The 21,868-nt window shown below is 59.4% G+C and carries 21 protein-coding genes; 15 read left to right on the forward strand and 6 right to left on the reverse strand.

All coding sequences use genetic code 11. From position 1 onward, the window contains the following. The first annotated feature begins 595 nt into the window (after positions 1-595). The 10 genes from BW14_RS09840 (at position 596) to BW14_RS09885 (ending at position 8,992) form a co-directional block, all read left to right on the forward strand. Positions 596-1,354 carry a LytTR family DNA-binding domain-containing protein gene (locus tag BW14_RS09840; protein ID WP_052382085.1) on the forward strand — a complete coding sequence of 253 codons (759 nt, stop codon included), beginning with the start codon at positions 596-598 and terminating at the stop codon, positions 1,352-1,354. A gap of 246 nt (positions 1,355-1,600) precedes the next feature. Continuing rightward, the gene (locus BW14_RS09845) at positions 1,601-3,136 is read left to right on the forward strand and encodes an Hsp70 family protein (RefSeq protein WP_140490463.1); all 1,536 of its coding nucleotides are present in this window, start codon (positions 1,601-1,603) and stop codon (positions 3,134-3,136) included. A gap of 102 nt (positions 3,137-3,238) precedes the next feature. Continuing rightward, entirely contained in the window at positions 3,239-3,703 is a 465-nt protein-coding gene (locus tag BW14_RS09850; protein ID WP_161788311.1) for a nucleotide exchange factor GrpE, read from the forward strand. 132 nt (positions 3,704-3,835) lie between these two features. Continuing rightward, positions 3,836-5,023 carry a DnaJ domain-containing protein gene (locus BW14_RS09855; protein WP_052382083.1) on the forward strand — a complete coding sequence of 396 codons (1,188 nt, stop codon included), beginning with the start codon at positions 3,836-3,838 and terminating at the stop codon, positions 5,021-5,023. Between the two features lie 20 nt (positions 5,024-5,043). Beyond that, positions 5,044-7,485 carry an FtsK/SpoIIIE domain-containing protein gene (locus BW14_RS09860; RefSeq protein WP_140464051.1) on the forward strand — a complete coding sequence of 814 codons (2,442 nt, stop codon included), beginning with the start codon at positions 5,044-5,046 and terminating at the stop codon, positions 7,483-7,485. A gap of 22 nt (positions 7,486-7,507) precedes the next feature. Next, the gene (locus BW14_RS09865) at positions 7,508-7,759 is read left to right on the forward strand and encodes a hypothetical protein (RefSeq protein WP_044089573.1); all 252 of its coding nucleotides are present in this window, start codon (positions 7,508-7,510) and stop codon (positions 7,757-7,759) included. Between the two features lie 59 nt (positions 7,760-7,818). Further along, positions 7,819-8,082 (forward strand): hypothetical protein, encoded by a 264-nt coding sequence (locus BW14_RS09870; protein ID WP_044089572.1) that lies wholly within the window; start codon positions 7,819-7,821, stop codon positions 8,080-8,082. A gap of 13 nt (positions 8,083-8,095) precedes the next feature. Beyond that, positions 8,096-8,302 carry a hypothetical protein gene (locus BW14_RS09875; RefSeq protein WP_044089571.1) on the forward strand — a complete coding sequence of 69 codons (207 nt, stop codon included), beginning with the start codon at positions 8,096-8,098 and terminating at the stop codon, positions 8,300-8,302. 64 nt (positions 8,303-8,366) lie between these two features. Then, complete coding sequence (locus BW14_RS09880) at positions 8,367-8,633, forward strand: hypothetical protein (protein WP_044089570.1); 267 nt, start codon at positions 8,367-8,369, stop codon at positions 8,631-8,633. Positions 8,634-8,674: 41 nt separating this feature from the next. Next, positions 8,675-8,992 carry a hypothetical protein gene (locus BW14_RS09885; RefSeq protein WP_140462558.1) on the forward strand — a complete coding sequence of 106 codons (318 nt, stop codon included), beginning with the start codon at positions 8,675-8,677 and terminating at the stop codon, positions 8,990-8,992. 86 nt (positions 8,993-9,078) lie between these two features. On the opposite strand, the gene BW14_RS09890 is transcribed toward BW14_RS09885, so the two are convergent. From BW14_RS09890 to BW14_RS09915, 6 genes are all read right to left on the reverse strand, one after another. Then, positions 9,079-10,593 carry a class I SAM-dependent rRNA methyltransferase gene (locus BW14_RS09890; protein WP_081886623.1) on the reverse strand — a complete coding sequence of 505 codons (1,515 nt, stop codon included), beginning with the start codon at positions 10,591-10,593 and terminating at the stop codon, positions 9,079-9,081. 53 nt (positions 10,594-10,646) lie between these two features. Then, on the reverse strand, positions 10,647-11,216 hold the full coding sequence (locus tag BW14_RS09895; RefSeq protein ID WP_044089568.1) for a hypothetical protein: 570 nt from the start codon (positions 11,214-11,216) through the stop codon (positions 10,647-10,649). A gap of 283 nt (positions 11,217-11,499) precedes the next feature. Then, on the reverse strand, positions 11,500-12,138 hold the full coding sequence (locus BW14_RS09900; protein ID WP_081886622.1) for an HAD family phosphatase: 639 nt from the start codon (positions 12,136-12,138) through the stop codon (positions 11,500-11,502). Positions 12,139-12,460: 322 nt separating this feature from the next. Further along, complete coding sequence (locus BW14_RS09905; protein WP_044089567.1) at positions 12,461-13,321, reverse strand: aldo/keto reductase; 861 nt, start codon at positions 13,319-13,321, stop codon at positions 12,461-12,463. 131 nt (positions 13,322-13,452) lie between these two features. After that, a complete protein-coding gene (locus tag BW14_RS09910; RefSeq protein WP_140462560.1) occupies positions 13,453-15,030 on the reverse strand; it encodes an alpha-N-arabinofuranosidase in 1,578 nt (525 codons plus the stop codon). Between the two features lie 152 nt (positions 15,031-15,182). Next, positions 15,183-16,442, reverse strand: coding sequence for an MFS transporter (locus BW14_RS09915; RefSeq protein WP_044089565.1), 1,260 nt, complete (start codon positions 16,440-16,442; stop codon positions 15,183-15,185). 305 nt (positions 16,443-16,747) lie between these two features. On the opposite strand from BW14_RS09915, the gene BW14_RS09920 reads away from it, so the two are divergent. The 5 genes from BW14_RS09920 (at position 16,748) to BW14_RS09940 (ending at position 21,849) form a co-directional block, all read left to right on the forward strand. Next, positions 16,748-17,809: a LacI family DNA-binding transcriptional regulator gene (locus BW14_RS09920; protein WP_044089564.1), complete on the forward strand. Its 1,062-nt coding sequence runs from the start codon at positions 16,748-16,750 to the stop codon at positions 17,807-17,809. Positions 17,810-18,087: 278 nt separating this feature from the next. Continuing rightward, positions 18,088-18,453, forward strand: coding sequence for a 50S ribosomal protein L19 (gene rplS / locus BW14_RS09925; RefSeq protein WP_044089563.1), 366 nt, complete (start codon positions 18,088-18,090; stop codon positions 18,451-18,453). Positions 18,454-18,775: 322 nt separating this feature from the next. Further along, positions 18,776-19,651 (forward strand): signal peptidase I, encoded by an 876-nt coding sequence (lepB, locus tag BW14_RS09930; RefSeq protein ID WP_081977829.1) that lies wholly within the window; start codon positions 18,776-18,778, stop codon positions 19,649-19,651. 191 nt (positions 19,652-19,842) lie between these two features. Further along, a complete protein-coding gene (locus tag BW14_RS09935) occupies positions 19,843-20,601 on the forward strand; it encodes a ribonuclease HII (RefSeq protein ID WP_044089562.1) in 759 nt (252 codons plus the stop codon). 168 nt (positions 20,602-20,769) lie between these two features. Further along, complete coding sequence (locus BW14_RS09940; RefSeq protein ID WP_375137580.1) at positions 20,770-21,849, forward strand: LacI family DNA-binding transcriptional regulator; 1,080 nt, start codon at positions 20,770-20,772, stop codon at positions 21,847-21,849. Positions 21,850-21,868 lie beyond the last annotated feature (19 nt).

A 21,868-nucleotide genomic window follows, 5' to 3' on the forward strand; every position in this document is an offset into this window, starting at 1 on the left:
GCAGCAGTAGGTGCCCGGCATCTTCGGATGTCGGGCACCTACTTTGTTATCCGATGAAATTCAGCGTGGAACAGCTCGGTTCTGGGCATATGCGGTACATCAGTGGCTCGTCGAATCCCGTTCTGGGCATATACGTATCACGAGGACGCCGAAAACAGCCTCTTCGTGATACGGTTATGCCCAGAATGCGTGTAATGGCACGGTTATGCCCAGAATAAATGCTGCGTAAATGCCCAGAATCTGTGATGGGGTGGGGCGTGCGGTCCGTTTATGCCCAGGACGGCTTGGATGGTTTGGAATGGACCGGTTGTGTCCTCCACGGTATTGTCCCGCCGATGGGTTGTCCTCCACAGCATTGTCCGCCGATGGATTATCCCCCACGGTATAGTCCATTACCCATGGCATCGTCCGCCATATTGCAGCGGCAGATGAACATTCCCATCATTGTTTATGACATTTGATTCGGCGATTATTACAAATACTCAAAACCTGTCTGGTATTGACGCGGGGCATATTTAAGATGCATTCCAGAAGCACCTGAGTGTTTGCCGAGAGGAGAAAGGCGTGGGGGGGGTATACGGTTTCCGTCGCCGTTGTGGACGACGACCAACAAGCAGCCAACGCGCTTGCCGAACGATTGCGCGCAAGCGTCGTGAGCGTCTCCTCGTCTGCGCTTTTTCGTCCAGGCAAGGGGCGTGACGCAGGCAACGACATTGCTCCTCGGCAGGACCCGGTGTGCTTTGAAGTCTCGGTATTCACGGATACGCAGTCATCGGAATCCGCGCTCGCCGATTGCGCATATGACATCGTGCTTATGGATATCCACCTCGGTGATGAGGAGACGGGCATAGATGTGGTGCAACGGCTGTTTTCTTCAGGCTTCGATACTCAGATCATCTATGTCACGGGATACCCGCAATTTCATACGCAGGTGTATGCCACTGAACATCTGAGCTTCCTGACCAAGCCGGTCTCCGATGATGATCTTCATGCTGCGCTCGCCAAAGCCGTGCAGATTATCGACAGCCGCCGCAGCCGTCCGATCCGTGTGTATTCCGGTACCAACATGTATGCGATCGAACCTCGCGAAATCCGATACATCGAAAGCACCCGCCGAGTGCTGCACATCCATGCCATCGGTGTGGTGGACACCTATGCCACGTTGAGCCAATTTTGCCGGTTGCTGCCGCATCAGTTCCTGCAATGCCACAAAAGCTTTGTATTCAATATGGATTTCTTCAAGGTGTTCACCGGAGATCGCATCATTCTGCTCACCGGAGAGTCGATTCCGGTCAGCCAGCGCAGACGTGCATATACGCGTGAGCGCCTGAGTGCCTATTTTCGCGGCATCTGACGAATCTACGCGACCCTGATCGGGGCATGCGCTACATGCCGGCATACGAGCCAGAAATACAGTCAACGAATTTCCGGAGCAGACCACTGGCACGCCACTGGCAGGCCACTGGCACACCGCGTTCGGCACCCTGAGAACTGCGATTTTGACCCCAGCAATATCGTTAATGGCGTCGCTCTGGTGTCCCGGGAATTCGACATTAGCCTTGAAATCGTTCGGATATCGGGCGCGAGAGAGAAGGGCGCTATGGCGGTAATCGGAATTGACCTGGGAACCACGTATTCGGCTGCGGCGGTGTCCGTCGATGGGCACAGCGCGCAGGTGCTGCCCAATCAGGAAGGACTGAATACCACTCCTTCCGTGGTGTTCTTCCCTGATACCAATGGCGCAGAAGAGCCTCTGGTCGGTGAGATGGCCAAGAATTCCGCCGCCGGCTCGCCGTACAACGTGGTGCAGTTCATCAAACGGCAGATGGGCAACCCCGATTTCGTATACACTTCGCCGAACGGCACGGATTTCCGTCCGGAAGAGATCTCGGCCCTTATCCTCAAATACATCAAGCAATACGCCGAGCTTGATCTGGGCGAGCCAGTGACTGATGCGGTGATCACTGTGCCGGCGTACTTCGATGACGCCCGTCGCACGGCGACCAAACAGGCCGGCAAGCTTGCCGGGCTGAACGTGCTGCAGGTGTTCAATGAACCTACTGCGGCGGCGATCGCCTATGGCTTGACTTCCCAGAACAACGGCCGCGTGCTGGTCTATGACTTGGGCGGTGGCACATTCGACATCACGCTGATGGAGATCCGCGACGGGTCGTTCAACGTGATTGCCACCGATGGCGACCCGAATCTGGGCGGGTTCGACTTCGATAATGAGATCAGCGATCTCATCGTCGCCGATCTCGCCAAGCAAGGATATGAGGTCGATGAATACGACGACCAGTTGCATGCGGAGATTCGCGAAAAGGCGGAGATTCTCAAGCGTGGCCTGAGCAATGTGGCACAGAGCACCGCCATCTTTACCATCGACGGCAAGACCTACCGCGTGCGTATTACACGCGACGAGTTCGAACAGGCCACTGAGACGCTGCTCAATCGCACTCGTGAGCGGCTTGAGTTGCTGCTTGAGAACCAGCACGTGCAGTGGAGCGATATCGATTACTTGCTGATGATCGGTGGCTCGACGCGCATGCCGATGGTACGCAAGATGCTGGAGCAGATCTCCGGCCGCCAGCTCAAGCATGAGATCGATCCGGACACGGCTGTGGCAATTGGTGCCTCCATTTATGCGGCAAGCCTCAGTGCGTCAGGCAATGGTTCCGTTGCATCGTGTGCCGCCGGTGCCACTGGCTCGGACATCATCATTTCCGATGTCACGTCACAGTCGCTGGGCGTGATTGTTGTCGGCTCGGGCGGCAGGGATATCAACAGCATCATCATCCGGAACAACACACGGATTCCTGCCAAGGCTTCGGATGTGTTCTACACGACCGTCGACAATCAGCGAGAGCTCAATGTGCAGGTCACCGAAGGCAACGATGACGACCCGAAGTATGTGAAGATACTGGCCAATCAGATCTTGCCCGTGCCGCCGCATCCTGCAGGTTCTCCCATCCGCGTCACGTTCGCCTATGACATCGACCAGACCGTGTTCGTCGAGGTCGAGGATCTGACGGAGAACAAGTCGCTTGGCACCTTTGATATCGACCGCACAGCGAATATGTCCGCGGACCAGCTGATGCAGGCCCGCACCAAGATTGACGGCATGAACGTGGACTGAGGAAAGCGAGAGGACATGACTGCACCGACATCTCAACCGAATCAGGATGCTGCAACATCCGCGCAACGACATGACGGAGTCTCGCCCGATGATGTCGCGCGCATGCTTGACGGCATCGATCAGTTGACCGATCTGTTCCGCCGTCGGCTACTTGATGACAAGGTCAAAGCCCAGGCGATCAACGCTTTGTCCGCAGCGGCGGATGCGCAGCGCCTCGCACCGCTGTGTCGCGAGTTCGCCTTGCTGCTGGACCGGCTCGCAGCCTACCGCAGCGAAGACAAGGATGCGCAGGATTTCGTCGCTTCGATCGATGACGAGATCCTCGCGATTCTGGCGCATTACGGATTAGAGCCGATCGCATCGCAGCGAACCTTTGATCCGGCTGTGCAGCGCATCGTCGGCGTCAGCAGTACTGCTGAGGATGCGCGCCATGAAGCCGCCGCCACGCCCGACAACACGGTGGTGGCTGTTCAGAAAACCGGATACCGCCTCAATGGCACGGTCATCCGCCCGGAAGAAGTAATCGTCTACCGCAGCGCACGCACTACCGCAGAAGCTGACGCATAGAACGGGGACGCCGTCGGATCCGTAGCGTGATGCGGTGGCGTGCCCAATCAGTAGACCCCCAATGAATAGACCATCCCATCAGTAGACCACTCGATCAGTGGAACACAGGGATCATAAGAAGAAGGAGCCATCATGGCAGAGAAGGTCAATTACTACGAACTTCTCGGTGTCGCGCGTAACGCCGGCGCTGATGAGATTCGCGCCGCGATCAAGAAGCAGCGCACCATCTGGTCGAACCGAGCCTCGCGCGGCGGTACTGTCGGTGCCGAGGCGCAGAACAAGGTCAAGCTGATCGGCGAAGCCGAGAAGACGCTGCTCGACGATGCAGCCCGCGCCGCCTACGACCAGAGCCTGAATGACAAGCCTGAGAAGACGTGGGTCAATGATGGCGAACGCGACTGGTTGCAGATTGCTCAACATTATATTCAAGATGGCGATGTCAAGATGGCGGAGGCCGCCATTGAACAGGCTGAACGCCAGCAACCGGATAATCCCGAAGTGTGGGATACCGCAATAATGATTTATGAAAGCCTCGAAGAGGGGGCGGATTGGAATCGAGTGGAGAAAGCCGCCACGCAGGCCATTCTGCTCGATCCGGATAATGCCTTTGGATACGCTGCCCGTGGCGATGTGTATTGGAAAAAGGACGACGAAGACAAGGCTAGAAGTCAGTACCAAAAGGCATCCGAACTGGGACAGGCTCAGGGCAATCAAGCGATAGTGGATTATGTGCAAGAGATTTTGACGAGGATGGATATCTTCGATGTCCTAAGTAGCCGAGGAAGCCAACTCGATAAACGCTACCAAGCCGTGCTGAGTGAGTCGGGATTCATCAGCTATACGAAAGAGAATAAGGATGAACTTGCGTCGATTCAGGATGGGTATCGATCGTTGATACGCACGGTGGATAGTCTCAGTGCAAAGGTAAAGAACCCCACTTCCGATTTCACAAAGGATATAAGTTCAGAGAAATCTGAGATGGAATCCGAAATCAAGAGAATTGATGACATCCTTGACAAGGAAAAAGATGCGTTGAGAAAGCCAATTATCCTTAATGTTGTGGAGTTGGTTGTATTCTTCTTCATGTGCGTCCTTGCCGGGCCAGCTGGTGCGGTATTGGGTACGATAGGGCTCGTTATACCGCTGAACTGGCTATTGACCGGAGACAAGATTCCGTTCAACAATATCAATGATTTACCAGAGTGGAGTTTAGGCTACATCATTGGCAAGGGGCGTACGGCTCTCTGGATACTCGCCAATTTGGTGCTCGGTCTGCTGGCCATTTGGATTACCTCCCAAATGGGATACAAGGGACTCTGATTTCTACACAGTGATTCATCATGGCGACGCTGAACGTGGCCGGGCGCATTGCGCTCGGCCGAGAGGGATTACCGGTCGATGCGGTCGGTCGCGGCAACATCTGGCTTGAGGAGGATTATGGCCCCCGCACGGTGCAGATCGCGCAGGAGATCATGCTCAAGTCGTTGCTCGGCACCGATCCCGGCGAACTGGAACTCGTCGTGTTCGACTACAATCTGCGCGGCGTCGCCGCTCCTTTCGCCGGCCTGCAAGCCGACCATCTGCTCCGCGTGCTCATCACGGAGAAAGAACTGGGCGACTACTGCGTCAAGCTCGAGCAGCATATCCACGGTGTGCACACGGTGATTCAGGGACGTCAGCGCTCGCTGCTTGATTTCCGCCGGGCCACGGGTAAACGGGTGGAGAGCTACATACTGGTCGTCATCACCGCCGACATGTACATGCTCAATGACCATACCAAGGAATTGATGTCCATCCTGATGGCCGCAGGGCCAGCTGCGGGCGTCACCTTCCTCATCGTCTCGCCCACCCCGGATGACGCGAGCGTCATGTTCCTGTCGAACAAATGCCATGTCATCACCACGAACACGTCACTGACCCCTAACGTCTCAGCGAACACCATCATCGACTCCTGTGCTGATCTCGCCGAACGATTCTCGAAATCCACCATGGATCCGGTGCTGTTCGAAGACGTGTGTGATACGTCGCCACAGGCCATGTGGACGGGCAACAGCTCCGACGGCGTGACTTTCGACGTCGGCATGTACGGTCTCGAAACCACCCGCGTGACCATCGGCTCCAACCGTGAGCAGCTGCACAATGCGCTGATCACCGGCGCTGTCGGTCAGGGCAAGTCGAACCTCATAGCCGTCATCCTCCATAGCCTATGCCAACGGTATTCGCCGCGTGAGTTGGAGCTGTACCTCCTTGATTTCAAGGAAGGCGTCACGCTGCGGCAATATGCGAACATCGACCATCAGGACTATCTGCCGCATGTGCGTGCACTTGGCTTGGAAAGCGATGTGGAATTCGGTATGGCGGTGCTCCAGCACCTCTATGCCGTCTACCAAAGGCGCATGCGTCTGTTCAAACGCCATAGCTGCCAGAACATCAAGCAGTACCGTGAATCCACGGGTGCAGTCGTTCCCCGTATTGTTGTGGTGATCGACGAATTCCAGATGATGCTCGACGACAAATCTATGGCGCGCGACGTCGTGGCCATGCTGTCCAAGTCCACGCGCCTGTTCCGTGCTGCGGGCATTCACTTCATCCTCGCCTCGCAGACCATCGCCAGCGGCATCGAACTGAGCAAGGACTCCGACATCTTCGCGCAGACGCCGATTCGTATTGCGCATCGCAACTCCATTCGGGAATCCGAGGCGACGCTGGGTCTGGGCAATACGGCAGCCGCCGACCTGCATATGGGGCAGGCCATCGTCAACCTCGACTATGGCGCCATCGCCTCGAACCGTAAGGTCGCCGTTGCCTGGGCGGATGACGCCGTGCTTTCACGGCTGAGGCGAAACTGGTGGATTCACGCCCGCGATTTCACCAGGCCGCCATACGTGTATGACGGCACAAAGGTCATTCGTCTGGATGCCGCCTCGGCGGAAATGCTCGCCACGCGCGGCGGCCGGCCGGAACTGTTCGTGGGCGAGCGCATCTCGGTGGGTGGCTCTTCGCTCAAGCTTGACTTCGGCGAGGATTCCGGACGCAATATGGCGGTATTCGGTGCTGGTGAAGAGCAGTTCGACGATGCCGACATCGATGTCGATGAGGTGACCGGCATTGGTCCCGGTGCGACTGATGATGCGTCGGATGCGGATGCGGATGCGCAGGATGAGGAGCATGTGAACAATGCGATCGGATTGCTGCAGAATGCCGCGATAGCGCTCGCCCTTCGGAACACCAAAGGCAACGCGCAGTTCATCGTGTGCGATCTGACCGATGCCGATGCCGCGAAGCGCAATGACATGAACGGTTTCTATCAGTTCATGGAATCCATCGGATTCCCCGTGCAGCGCGTCGAAGGCAAGGCTCTTGGCGCGGTGGTGAACGATTTGGCTGATTCCCTGACCTCGCGGACCGCCGATGACGATCTGGTCTATCTGATCGGCTTCGGCCTCGACAAGGTGGCCGATATGCCGAAAAGTTTCGGCAAGCTCGTCAAGGACGGTCCGGCGAAAGGCGTGCATGTGCTCGGCTGGTGGATGAAGACCAGCGTATTCGAGTCGCACGTGGGTTTCGGCAACAACGGATACTTCGACATCAAGATCATGCTGCGGCTGGATGAGCGTGAAGTGCAGCGGCAACTCGGGCCATTCACGGCATGGAAGCCGCGCGCGAATCGTGCTCTCGTGGCCGACAGCACGTATCTGTCCGAGCCGGTGACGGTGATTCCGTATACGCCGGTGAATCTGGAAACACGACGTCGCATCACATCGGCGTTGTTCGGATATTGAACCGCAGCGGAAAGGATTGTATATGGATGAAATCATCCAGCTTATCGATAGCTATGTTTCCCAATTGGAGCAATATAACAAGATTCTCGTCGAAGATCAGGTGAACTTGCAGAATAATCTTCGCGCGTTGAGTGAGGCGTTTAGCGGCGCGCGAAGCGGCGATGTTCAAGGATTCATCGACAGCGCGGCTACCGCGCGTGACTTATATTCCCAAGCCGGCGAGACCGTGTATCAGGCCAAGGAGCAGTTGGCGCAAATGCGCGACGGCTTGTGATGCGACAGTGATGCGACAGATAGGTCTCTCCATACACGCTGTAAGGAAAGGAACAAGTTATGGGAATGTATCAAGATAAGAAAGATGTACTCAAGCAGATTGCGGATCAGACGCTCAGCGGTGCTGGCGATACGCAAAAAGTGCAGGAAGAGCTTGAGCGGCTCGCTGCCGAAGTCAACAGTCAGCTGAGCGGCAGCGCCACGGGAGAACGCGCCGCGGCCATCCTAGACAATGCGGCGAGCGGATTACAGACTGTGGTCAGCGCTCTGCTTGAGGCGAAATCGAAGATGGATTCGTATTACTCGCGCCTCGAACAACTCTGATTGAGGGAATGATATGGATGATGATTTGCGTGCATATCTGCAGGGCGTGAAGGATCAGGTTCATGCGCAGTATGAAGTTATCGACGATAGGTATAAATCCGTCGAGAGCAACATCAATACACTCTACGACGTATATGGCGGTGACAAAGACTACGTTGCGTTACTCGAGAATGTCCGAGCTCAGTATCGTGGAGTGTTTGGATGCCTTGAATCTTGCTGAAACAGAGTTTATTGCATTTTTCGGTTGTTTGTAATCGTGGGATTGAAATAGTCGGGAAGGTCTTATGAGCTTGATTCAGGATCGCCAGAAGATGCTCGAGCAGATGAGGGCCGATGCCGAAGCCGATATGCAGACCGTCATTCTGCTGGAGCGGGCCTTTACGTCGTTCGCCCATCGTGTGAATGCGGAGATTAAGGACGTGCCGGCGCCTTCGTTTGTATCGGCCTTGTCTGCGTTGAGCAATACGGCTGATGATCTGCATATGCTCGCCGTCAATCTTCGTGACGGTGCCCAGAAGGCCAAGGAGTATAGTCGTCGGCTCGGCATGTGATTGGGATATGCGCGAAGTCGGCGGAACGAAAGGTAGGCGATATGGAAGATGGCGAGCAGCTGTCTGATAGGTGGATGAGACTGCTTGCGCTCGGTGATCCGGAGGCCATCCTTGAGGAATTCAGGGGTCGTGCCGCCCAGCTCGATGCCATGCGCCAGCGTCTCATAGCCGAGGCGAAGGCGCTTGACGTCGGTTCCGATGCCGCAACGCAGATTGTTGATTCATTGCAACGTACCTCACGTCGTTGCGAACAGGTCATGGAGGATATCGCCACGTCCGGAGAGCTGCTGGCTGCGGGCAAAAGGGAGTGGAACGACTACGAGGAGCGGCGAATGCGCGCGATGCGGGATCAGCAGTAGCTTCAGCAGTAGCTCAGAGAGCTTTGAGTTGTGGTGCAGCAATTGCCGCATCGGCTCGGTTACTGCTGTTTCGTACGTGCGGCAGGTCACACCACCTGGAACAGGAAGCACTTGAGATAGTCGGTCTCCGGCACGCCCCAGACAATCGGATGATCCGGTGCCTGCTGGCGTTCCTCGATCTGCCGCAGGCGCACGCCGGCATCCTGCGCCGCTTCGGCGATCATGCGCTTGAACCGTTCGTGATCCATGAAATGCGAGCAGGAGCAGGTCGCCAGATAGCCGCCGCGCGGCAAGATGCGCATCGCCCGATAATTGATTTCGCGGTAGCCTCGTTCGGCTGAGCCGATGGTTCTGCGGCTCTTGGTGAATGCGGGCGGATCGAGGATGATGAAGTCGAAATGCTCGGGGTTGCGCGTGCGCTCTAGCTCGGGCAGCAGATCGAAGATATTGGCGACGGTGAAGTCCATGCGACCTGCGACATCCGGCCCGTTGAGCCGTGCGTTCTCCCGGGCCATGTCGATGGCGGTTTCGGATACATCCACCGCGCGCACGAATTCCGCGCCGCCGAGCGCCGCGTTGAGGGCGAAGGAGCCGGTATGCGTGCAGCAGTCGAGTACGCGCCGCCCTTGTGCCAATCGAGCCACGGCCCTGCGGTTGTACTTCTGGTCGAGGAAGAATCCCGTCTTCTGGCCGTTCGCGAAATCGACGTGATACCTGACGCCGTTCTCGGTGATGTCGGTGACGGTCAGGTCTGAATCGGCAGCGTCGGTATGAGCGGCAGCGTCTACAGTGTCGCCGGCACTGTCATCGTCTGATTGCGGCGACCACCAGCCGGTCGTCTGTTCCAGTCCTTCCAGAGAGCGCGTGGCGACATCATTGCGCTCGTAGATGCCGCGCAGCGACACCCCGTCTTCGGCAAATACTTTGATCAGTGCCGAGAAGACCACGGGCTTGAGGCGTTCCATGCCGGCGGACAACGTCTGAGTGACGAGCACATCGTTGAACCGGTCCACAATCAGACCGGGGAACTCGTCGGCTTCGGAGAAGATCACGCGGCAGGCATGCGCATCGTCGCCCATCACGGTTTTGCGATACTCCCATGCCCAGCGAACCTTGCGCTCCCAGAACGCGGGGGAGAAGTCATCGTTGGCGTTGCGCGTCACCAGTCGCACGCGGATGCGACTGTGCCGGGACAGCAGGCCGGTGCCGAGATACGAGCCCTTGAGGCTCACCACGTCCACAATCGAGCCGTCAGGCAGGGCCTCGAACGGAATGATCTCGTCCTCGGTCTGGGGTGCATTGAGGAGTTCCTTGCGCCGACGGCGCTCGCGGAAGTCGTTGGCGGGGCGCTGCCGCCGTGCGGATTGTGCGGATTGCTCGGATTGAGCGGGATCCGCGGATTGTGCGGAATCCGCTGCCTCTCCGGAGCCGGTCGAATCCCACGCTCCGGGCTTGAGCGAACCGTTATTGTCCCATGAATCGCCTGAAGGCAGCTCGAATCGCCTCACTTCGCCCTCGTACACCCAGGGATGTCCCTCTTCGATCGAGCGCGCGGCCTTTGCGGTAACCACGGCACGTGGGTGTGTTCTGTTCGTCTTCATAGCGTCATGTCCTGTTCGTCTATCGCATCCGGCTCACCCTTTATTGGCCTTTGTCAGTGTGTGAGCACGGGTATGAGTGTATCAGGGGAGAGGGGACCGGTCGGCAGGAATCCCGATACAGGAATCCGCATCAGACTGCGGTCTCGCGTGCCCATCGGGTAGTCGGCGTACGCGCAGATGCGATGCTGTCCGTAGCCGACGCGATACCGTGTCGGTTTGGATTCGGGCGCGTTCTGGTTTGCCGCGTCTTCCTGCCCGGTGCCTCCGGAGCGCTCGCCGCTGATGGCCGTGGCTTCGACACTCGGATCGCCGTAGCCGAACCACATCTCCAGAAATGTGCGCTCCCGCACCGAAGGAACATCGAATTCCAGCTCGGGTGATGCCTCAGGGTGCTTTTCCAGCTGTTCTGACGCCAAATCCATCTGACTGCGAACCGCGTTCCAGTCCATCGCGTCCCATTCGAGCCGGTTGTATTCCTTATGCCTGCTCGGCCAGAAATCGTCATCGAATGCGCCGTCATACGGTTCGCTTACCTGTGGGAATTCGAGACGGCCCAACGGGACCGCTTTCCACACGGCCTGCTGGCCGATTTCATTGTTGGCCGTCAGAGAAAACGCGACCATGATTACCCTCCGCCACCCTGATATCCTCTTGGCCGCGGGCGCTCAGTTACGTGCCGCGGTCGGCCGCCCCTTCAGCGGTCACCGGTTATATGTTCATTATGTGAATGATAAAGTCCGTAATGTGGACATTTATGAACCGAGGGTTCATGCTAGAACATGGTGGTCGGCCGCCGCAATCGGCGTCCGACTCGCGGACCGGGCGCGTCCGGCTCACGGAATTGATATGGCAGGCTCGCGGAATGTGCTTTCGGAGACTGGGCCGCTTGCGTAGTGTTTCGATACGCTACGCTTCCATGACCCGGGTGCGCACCCCGGCGGCATCAACGAATCGGATGGCCGGCAATCCTGCGACCTGCGCGCCGTCGATGTTGTATGGGGAATCGTCCACGAACAATGTGGACGCGCGGTCCACGCCGAACCGTTCGATTGCGAGGTCGAAGAACGCCTCATCCGGTTTGGCGGTGCCATTGCCGTCGCGGCCGGAGACGACGACGCCGTCCAATGCCCTGATGAGCTCCGGGAATCGGCTGGCCATGACGGGCCATGTGTCCCGCCCCCAGTTGGTCAGCCCCCAGATGTGGACGCCTTGATGCTGCAGGTCGGCCAGTAGCTCCGGCATGCCGGGCATCGGGCCGACCAGCGTGCGATCGATATGTGCCGCATAGACTCGCATCATCCGGCCCAATTGCGTGCCGTATTCCTCCTCGTATGCGGGCAGCAGTTCGGAATAGTCCGTACCGCGATCGTGCAGATCGTCGAAATACATGAATCCACAGCGATCGTCATCGGCAAAGAACGCTGCAACGTCCTTCTCAGGGAACAACCCCTCCAACGCGCGGCGCGGCTGCCAATCGACCAGCACACCGCAGAAATCAAAGATCACGTCGTTGACCATGTCCACCCGCCCTCCTGTTCTGGGCATATACGGTATATCAGTGGCTTGTCGAATCCTGTTCTGGGCATAGACGTATCACGAGGACGACGGAAACGGCCCCCTAGTGATACGTCTATGCCCAGAATGTGCGTAATGACACGGTTGTGCCCAGAATAAATGATGCGTGTATGCCCAGAATCCGTGATGGGGTGGGGTGTGCGGTCTGGTTATGCCCAGAACAGTCGGTTATGTCCAGGACATGTCGGGTGATTGGGTGGACGCGGCTCGGCGCAGCATCCGCTCACGCCGAACTGATAGGCGAAGGCGGATTATTCGTTCTTTAAGTGCGCGGTATCGCGGTGTCGGAGCCTTACTCCATGTCGAGCGGCTCTTTGCTGGTCGGCGCGGGGAATGCGTCGTCCAGCGCCGCGAGTTCATCCTCGCCGAGCGTGATGTCGAGTGCCTTGAGATTGTCAAGCACATGCCCGGCGCTGCCGCTGCAAGGAATCGCAATTGTATCGGGGCGTCGCAGCACGAACGCGAGCAGCACCTGCATCGGTTCCACACCATGTGCCGCGGCAATCGAACGTACCACGGGCGAGCCGAGCAGCCTGTCGTGCAATCGACCCGCCTGCGCCAGCGGGCAGTACGCCATCAGCGGCACCTGATGTGCGTCCATCCACGGCAGAAGATCGTATTCCACGCCGCGCGAGCCGAGATGATACAGGTCCTGGTTCACCGCACAGGCATCGCCGCCCGGAACGTCGAACAGTTCACGCATGTCGGCGGTGTCGAAGTTCGACACGCCCCAGTTGCGGATCAACCCGTCCGACTTGGCCTGTTCCATGCATTCCACGGTCTCGGCCAGTGGCACCGAACCACGCCAGTGCAGCAGGTACATGTCCAGATAATCGGTGCCAAGACGCCGCAGCGAGGCCTCCAGACTGTGGCGCAGGTGGCGACGTCCGGCATTGTGCGGGTAGACCTTGGAGACCAGAAACAGCCGCGACCGGTCACGCCCCGCAATCGCCCGCCCTACCAGCGACTCCGCGCGTCCGTCGGCGTACATCTCGGCCGTGTCAATCAGCGTCAGCCCGGCGTCAAGACCGGCCTGCAATGCCCCAACCTCCTGCCGCTCGGACCGCCGCCCCTCGGCCAGATGCCACGTGCCCATACCCAGCCTCGGCATCGCAGTGCCGTCGTGCAGCGTCACCGTCTCCTGGAAAGCCATATATCCTGCTCCTTAGGCCCTGGATTCATAAAAACAGGCTCATGCCGGGTTGCAAGCCGACATGAGCCTGAGGAACCGGTATTACTCCGCAATCCTATACGGGCAGGGGCCGAGACGGAACTTCCTTGAGATCAGGCCGTGAACCGCACTGCCGACCATGAAATCTCGGGTAGCACATAGGAGGCTACAGCACCATCCACGGACACGTTCAACACCTGCGGTACCACGGCGTCCGGCTTCTCGGCACTGTTGCGACGATACGGATCGTCGTCATGCAGCATCTCAGCGTGCGTCACCGCAAAACGCGTGGCATCCACGCCGGGCAGGCCGGAAACGTCAACGGAAAGCTCGTGCGCCGCGTCAGAATCACGGTTCACGGCCAGAATCAAGCCTTCGCGCGTCTCCTCATCCCAAGTCACCACGGCCTCCAGCGCCTGCACGTCGCCATACGTCTCAGTGAGGAACGTCGGGCCGTCGATCACAGGCGCATACGCCACTCCGCGGGCGTGATTCGCGGCCTCGGCGAACGGGTAGAAGATAGTCTGCCGCCATGCCGGGCCGTTGTCCTCCGCCATGATCGGCGCAATGACGTTGACCAGCTGTGCGCGCGAAGCGGACCGCACGCGGTCGCAGTGCTTGAGCAGGGTGATCATCAGAGAGCCTTCGACCACCGCGTCGGACGCGGTGTACACGTCCTCGAGCAGATGCGGCGCCTTAGGCCACGGTTCGGTGTGCAGCCCCTCGGTTTCGGCCGCCTTCCACTCAGCCTCCTGCTTCTGCCAGATGTCCTGATACCACACGCCCCATTCGTCGAAGGAGATCGCGATGTCCTTGCTGCCATGGTTGGCCTCGCGCGCATAATCGGCGCAGGATGCCACAGTGGCGATGAACTGCTTCATATCCTCGGAGGAAGCGAGGAATTCGCGCATGCCTTCCGGCTTGTGCGACTCGTGGTCGTGGTCATGGTAATAGGCGTGCGCGGAGACGAAGCTCAGATACTCATACGCGCGGGTGAGCACGGTCTTCTCCCATGTACCGAACGTCGGCATCTGGGCGCTTGACGATCCGCAGGCCACCAGTTCGAGGCCGGACTCGGCGAGCTTCATGGCGTGCGCCACCTTCTCCACCCGGCTGGCGTATTCCTCGGGTGTCATGTGGCCCACCTGCCAAGGGCCGTCCATCTCGTTGCCGATGCACCACATGGCGATGTTCATCGGTTCGGGAATGCCGTTGGCTACACGGCGGTCCGCGATCGTGGTACCGGGTGCGCCGTTGACGTACTCCAGCTCATCGAGCGCTTCCTGCAGTCCGCGGGTGCCCATGTTGACCGCGAGCATGATTTCGGTGCCGGCCTTCTTGCTCCAGTGATAGAAGTCGTCGATGCCGACTTCGTTGGTTTCGGTCTGGTGCCAGGCCAGCTCGCGGCGCACCGGGCGCTGCTCGCGCGGGCCGGTGCCGTCCTCCCAGCGGTAGTTGGAGACGATGTTACCGCCCGGGTAGCGCACGCAGGTGACGCCGAGCTCCTTGACGAGGTCGAGTACGTCGGTGCGGAAGCCGAATTCGTCGGCGGTTGGATGGGTCGGCTCATAGATGCCGCCGTACACGCCTCGGCCCAATTGCTCGACGAACGAGCCGAAGAGGCGACGGGGCACATCCGCCACGGGTGTGAAGGAGGAGATGGTGGTGTTGGGTTGGGGTATCGCGCTCATGATGCTGTCCTTAATGAAGCAGGTGCGTAATGACGAGGTTATGGGAATTGTGGATTGTGGTTATCGTTGACCGGAAGATCATCAGAGCCAGGTTGTGCTCATAGCAAGTATGGCGTCAAGCCTGGCTCATGGATGATGGGTGACAGTAGGTGTTACTTCACGCGCTTGATCATCATGATCAGCAGGCCGCCGATCACGCAGATGATGGTCTCGGCCGGGAAGATGGCGCGGTAGCCGAGGATGTTGATCACGCCGGCGGCGATCATCGGTCCGAAGACCTGTCCCAAGGTGTTGGCCATGTTGATGATGCCCAGATCCTTGGCTGCGGTCTTCGGGTCGGGTAGCACGGCCACGTTCAGTGCGCCGTCCACGGCGTTGTAGGCGCCCATGCCGATGCCGGCCACCAGCGCGTAGGCGAGCATGGTCCACGGCTTGGCTTCGATGAACGGGAAGAACGCGCCCACGCCGAGCATGATGGTGGTCACGGCCACCGGTGCCTTGAGACGGTGGAACTTGTCCGCCAGCGGGCCGGCGATGGCGCAGAACACGATGCCGGTGATCATGAGGATGACGGACATGATGGAGACGGAACCCGCGGTGGCCTTGTCGTCGAGCTTCATGTAATCGGTGAAGATGTACAGCTGGTAGCCCACGATCACGTACTGGCCGGTGACCATGAGGATCTTGCCGGCGAGCGCCAGATAGTAGTCGCGGCAGTTCTTGGTCGGGAACATGAAGTTCTGTTTCAGGGTGTCGAGGCTGAACTCTGCGCGCGGTTCGTCGAGGTTGCTGGGTTCCTTGGCGATGACGGCGGACAGGATGCCGCCGATTACGGCGAAGGCGGCGAGTACTTGAATTCCGGTGCCCACGTTGCCGAGGAACTGCGAGGCGATGATGCCGGAGCCGTAGTTGCCGAAGGCCATGCCGATGCCATAGAAGGAGGAGATGGTGCCACGCCAACGCGGGGCGACGCGGTCGGACAGTTGGGCGATCATCGGGGCGACGACGGCGTTGAGCACGGCCTGATAGACGGCCCATACGCCGAGCAGCACCGGGATGTTCGGCGCGGCGGACAGCAGCCACAGCAGAACGCCGGAGAGAATAGAGCAGATGACGATCCACGGGGTGCGCTTGCCGTGCTTGGTGCGGGTGATGTCGGATAGCGCGCCGGCGAGGATGTTGGCGATTGTGGCCACGACCATGGCCACTGCGGAGAAGGTGGCCACCAGGGTGACTTTGTCGTTTGGGGCGAGCTGCTGGATCTTGGCGGGCAGCAGGGTGACGGATGTGCCGACGTATGGGCCGAGCCAACAGGCCGGGCCGATGACCAGCGCCCATCCGATGCGCGTGGGCAGCTTCGGCTGCGATTCGTTGGTGACGCCCACCGTGGCGGTCGCTTCATTGGAAGACATGGGGGAAGTCCTTTCTTCGGTTGTTCCCTAGGCAACAACGCTGCATTGCATAGGCAAGAGTTATTCTCTCAAGAAACTTTCTTTCTATGAGAGAAACATCGATGTTCATTTGTGAACAATAACGCGAGGTGTTTGAAGTGTGAAATACGGCGTGTTTGTTGATATATCAAGGTTTATTGCGTATTGTGTATCTTTCATAAGAAAGAAGAAAGTTTCTAGAAAACTTTTCCTGTATGATGGGATGTGATGATATTTCGCATGGTGCCATCGCGTATTGCCTGTGCGGTGCCGTGGAGGAGGTTTGTATGGATTCACAGCGCACGTCATCTTCGCAGCGCGGTGCGGTGAGGGCGCCGGCCTCGCAGCCCGGTGGTGCCAAGCTGGCCCAGATTGCCCGCGAGGCAGGGGTTTCGCTCTCCACTGCCTCCAAAGTGCTCAACAATCGTCCGGGTGTTTCCGACGCCACGCGCAAGCGCATCGAACAGCTCTTGGAGAAGAACGGATACCGTCGCCGGCGCCGTACCGAACAGACCACCACCGATATCGTCGAGCTGCTGCTCGATGACCTCGACACACCATGGTCCGAGGAGATTCTCTCCGGTGTGCTGGCTGGTTTGCGGAAGCCATATGTCCCAGTGGTCTCCGCCCGGACCGGTGATAATTGGAGCATTGGCGTGTGGCTTGAGGAAGTGCTCGCCCGCCGCTCGGCCGGGGTGATCATCCCGCTGTTCGAATTCCCGAAGGAGGCCGAGGAGCGATTGGCAAGGTCGGGTATTCCGGCGGTCCTGGTCGATCCTACTGGTGATGTGCCCCAGAATGTGCCCACGGTGGGATCGAACGACTATGCCGGCGTGCGCGAAGCCACTGAATACCTGATTGCCCAAGGCCATACGCGCATCGCCTTCATCGGCGGTCCCACGTATCTGCAGACTGCGGCGGCCAGATTGGACGGATTCCGCGGGGCCATGCGGCAGGCGGGGCTTACGGTGGATCCCGCATTGGTCAGCTCCGGTGAATTCCGGTACGACGACGGCAAGAAGCATGCGTGCGAGTTACTGTCCATGCCGAATCCGCCCACTGCCATATTCGCGGCGGGCGACATGCAGGCCGCCGGCGTATATGCGGCGGCATGGGAGCGTGGCCTTCGCATACCGGACGATCTTTCGGTCGTCGGTTTCGATGATCTACCCACCAGCCGGCTGCTATTGCCGCCTCTGACCACCGTGCATCACGCCGTGCGTGAGATGGCGCAATTCGGTGCCGCCACCCTGATGCAGATCCTGGAAGGTTCCGCCGGCGGGATGCCCACGCACCTCGAACTCACCACCAGTCTGGTGATACGTGAGAGTGTCCGCAAGTTGCCGTAAAATCGTCGATTGCTGTGTCGAGAAGCAGGCCGCCGCATAAGCCGGCTTCTCCGTGGGTCCAGTCGAACGGTTTCGCCGTGTTCCGCCTTATGGTGCGGGATGTGCGCGATACCTGACTTTCGGCGGATCGGCAGGCCTCCCTGAGGCAAACCTGAGGGAAGCACGTCAGCGATCGCATCCGTTCGCGCTAATGGGGCGCGTCGTGCGCGGCAGGACCGCACGCGCGGCATGCGACGCCAAACCTGGGGCTGATATGCGGCAGCACTGAAGGAATAACAATGGTTAACGCTATTGAGGCTTTTGACGCCAAGCACATGAAGCCGGCCGAGGAGATCCCGGCCTTCCGTCCCGGCGACACCGTCGACGTGAACGTGAAGATCCAGGAAGGCAACAACTCCCGTATCCAGACCTTCACCGGTGTGGTGATCGCCCGTCAGGGTGCCGGCGTGCGCGAGACCTTCGTGGTCCGCAAGATCAGCTTCGGTACCGGTGTGGAGCGCCGCTTCCCGCTGCACTCCCCGTCCATCGACTCCATCAAGCTCGTGCGCAAGGGCCGTGTGCGCCGCGCCAAGCTGTACTACCTGCGCGCCCTGCGCGGTAAGGCCGCTCGTATCGTCGAGCGCCGCGACAACTCCGCCAAGTGAGTTCGTCCATCAGACGTTTGTTCGCATGCTGACATGGATGATGACGGTGTTCATCGCCCACATCGCAGCGAATGAGGCGTGAGATTCAGCCCGGAGGCCATCGGCTTTCGGGCTGAATTCGTAGAGGGCAAGTAAGATATCGCGCTGAGTGCCGATGAATGCGGTGCCGGACACGACCCACGGAGGATGCGTAATGCAGAACGATGAACATGGCCAGGGCGACGAGGCGCTGCCATATCCCGTGATTGGCGAAGCTGCCGGCGACCATTCGCAAGGTGTCGCGGGCTCCGTTCGCGCATTTGATTCGGGTGATTCCGTCGGCATGCCGGCTGCTGCTGACGTTACCGGCGCCGGAGCCAGTGCTGACGCTGCCTCAGCGGCCCCTTACGATGACGAAGCATCGCTGGCTCGCGATTCGCGGACGGTTCAGGTGGCCGATCATGGCGTTGATGTGACGCCGGTGCCGCCTGCGGTGCCGATTGCCGCCGCTGCGGGTGCGGGCGCTGCCGCACTGGTTGCTGCCTCGGCGGCTCGCGGCGCGTCGCATGGCTCGGCTGGTTCCCGTAAGAAGGACGACAATAGTTTCACGCTGCGCGACTTCTTCCTGTGGTGCGGCATCCCGGTACTGGTCGTAGTACTGATCCGCGTCTTCCTTGTCGGTTTCTATGAGATTCCCTCCCGCTCTATGATGGACACCATCGTGCCCGGCGACCGAGTGATCGCCAGCAAGCTCACGCCGAAGTACTTCGATCTGCAGCGTGGTGACATCGTGGTGTTCAAGGATCCCAACAACTGGCTGTCCGAGGAGCAGAGCAGCGGGCTCGGCGGCGGATTCCTCATCAAACGACTGATCGGACTGCCCGGTGACGTGGTGGAATGCAAGGGCGCCGGCCAGCCGATCACCATCAACGGTGTGGCCGTCAACGAATCGTCGTACATCCGCCCGGGCGTCGACCCCAGTTCCTTCCCCTTCTCGGTGACCGTGACCGAGGGGCACGTGTTCGTCATGGGTGACAATCGCGCCAATTCAGCGGACTCCCGCTACCATCAGGACGATGGCGACCATGGTCTGGTGCCGATCTCCGATGTGGTCGGCACCGGTCTGGTAACCTACTGGCCGCTGAACCGCATCGGCATGCTTGACGCGCATCACGAGGTGTTCGCCGACGTGCCCTCCGCATCGTCCTCGGCTTCCTGAACCGGTTCCGCGTCTATGCCGATTCGCATCCCGTAAGACGCTCAGCCGGTGCTGTGCATGACATGGATAAGACACGGATGAGACAAGGCCATGACATGTCTATAACGCCGACACAGCCATAACGCCGACGCAACCATAACGACAGCACGGTGTCGACCCGAATATCAGGCAATCGAAAGGAACATCCCGCAGTGATCACCCCGACCCTTGAGCTCGAACAGAGCCTCGCCGCCCAAGGCTATGACCTGGTCGTCGGTTTCGATGAAGTCGGCCGAGGCGCGCTCGCCGGCCCGGTCATGGTGGGGTGTGCGGCCATCTGGTCGCGCGATCTGACCGCTGCCGATGATGGCGAAAGGCTTGATGTGCCCGCCGGGGTGGCCGATTCCAAGATGCTCACCGAACATCGTCGCGAAGCCATCTATGAGGAATTGTGCGATTGGTGCGCTGCCTGGGCTGTCGGACAGGCCAGCAACGCCGAAATAGACGAGTGGGGTATCAGCCATGCCCTCGGCGTCGCGTCGTTGCGCGCGCTGACCCAAGTCGAGCACCGGCTCGGACTGCAATTGCCTGATACTTATTGGCTCCCCTCTGGAGGGGAGCTGGCGCCGCAGGCGACTGAGGGGAGGCCCATCACGGTCGGCGCAATCCTCGATGGCCCAAACGACTACATCACCAAAACACTAGGTACCTTCGACGCGCCGGAAGTGCCGATTCCGGCCACAGTCACCACCAAAGTCAAAGGCGACCAGCATTGCGCCACGGTGGCCACGGCCGCGGTGATCGCCAAAGTGACGCGAGACCGGCTGATGGTTGAGCTCGCACACAGCGATCCGCGATACGCGCCGTACGGGTGGGATCATAACAAGGGCTATGGTTCCGCCGCCCATCGCGCGGCCATCGCCAAGCACGGGCCGACGCCATTGCATCGCGTCAGCTGGCACCTCACCTGAGCATGCCGGTTGCGGCGCGACACGATGCTGTGAGCGTTCACGTCCAAATCAGCGCAACGCGCTAAAGTCTCTACCAACAGCATCGTAGGTTCGTGCACAGGATGCCGGCGACTGCGGAAAGGTTCAGGTGGTATGGTGGCCAACCGCGCAATCAATAAACGTCCTTCCATGTTCGAAGTGGCCAAACTGGCTGGAGTGAGCCATCAGACGGTGTCCCGTGTGATCAACAATTCGCCGGACGTCTCGGATGCCACGCGCGCCAAGGTGCAGGCAGCCGTGGATCAGCTCGGCTACCGCCCTTCCAACTCCGCCCGGGCGCTCGCCTCCCACCGATCGCGCACCATTGGCCTGATCGCCGGCGGTATGAAGTTCTTCGGGCCGATTTCCGCCATCACCTCCATCGAATCCATCGCGCGCGAGCATGGCCTGTTCATGAGCGTGATGATGGTGCATGAGGCATTGTGCACGCAGGCGGAATTCGACAATCTCTGCGATACGTTCATCGAACAGAACGTGGATGCCTTCATTTTCCTGACGCCCACTGATGTGATGTTCGCGGCGGCCTGCCGGGCCAAGGTCAACCAGCCGCGCGTCATCGTGACCTCCACGCACGGGCAGATGACCGTGCGCGAGGGGCTGAGCCTGATCTCCACGGACAACAAGCGCCGGACGGCACTGGTCGGCATCGACCAATGGGATGCTATGGCCAGAATCGTGGGAATGATGAGCGAATACGGGCACAAGTCGGCGCTGTACTTCGCCGGACCAAACGAGTGGCGCGATGCGCATACGCGTCTTGACGCATGGCGCAAGCTCTCCGCGATGCATTCCATCGATTCGCAGATCGTCCGCTGCCATACGTGGAATTCGGACGAATCCTATGCACAGATGAACCATCTGCTTGACGAATACGGCATGAAAGGCGCGCCGCTGCCCACTGCCGTGGTCTCCGCAAACGACAATCAGGCGGTGGGCATCATCCGCTCGCTGCATGAGCACAAGCTGCGCATCCCGCAGGACATCAGCGTGGTCGGTTTCGACGACATGCCGGGCATGGATAACCTCTATCCGCCGCTGACCACGGTGCAGCCTGACTTCGAGGCATTGGGCGGTGTGGCCATGCGCGAGACCCTGCGTCTGCTGGGGGAGGGACACGAGCCGGTGTTCCTGACCAATCAGCATGGAGTGGGGCTTATTCCGGCCAAGGTCAAGGCCCGCAGTTCGCTCGGCCCCGCCCCGCGCCGGTAGCGCACGTTATCGAACCGTT

The organism is Bifidobacterium sp. UTBIF-68 (genome assembly GCF_006408855.1).
Lineage (GTDB): Bacteria > Actinomycetota > Actinomycetes > Actinomycetales > Bifidobacteriaceae > Bifidobacterium > Bifidobacterium reuteri.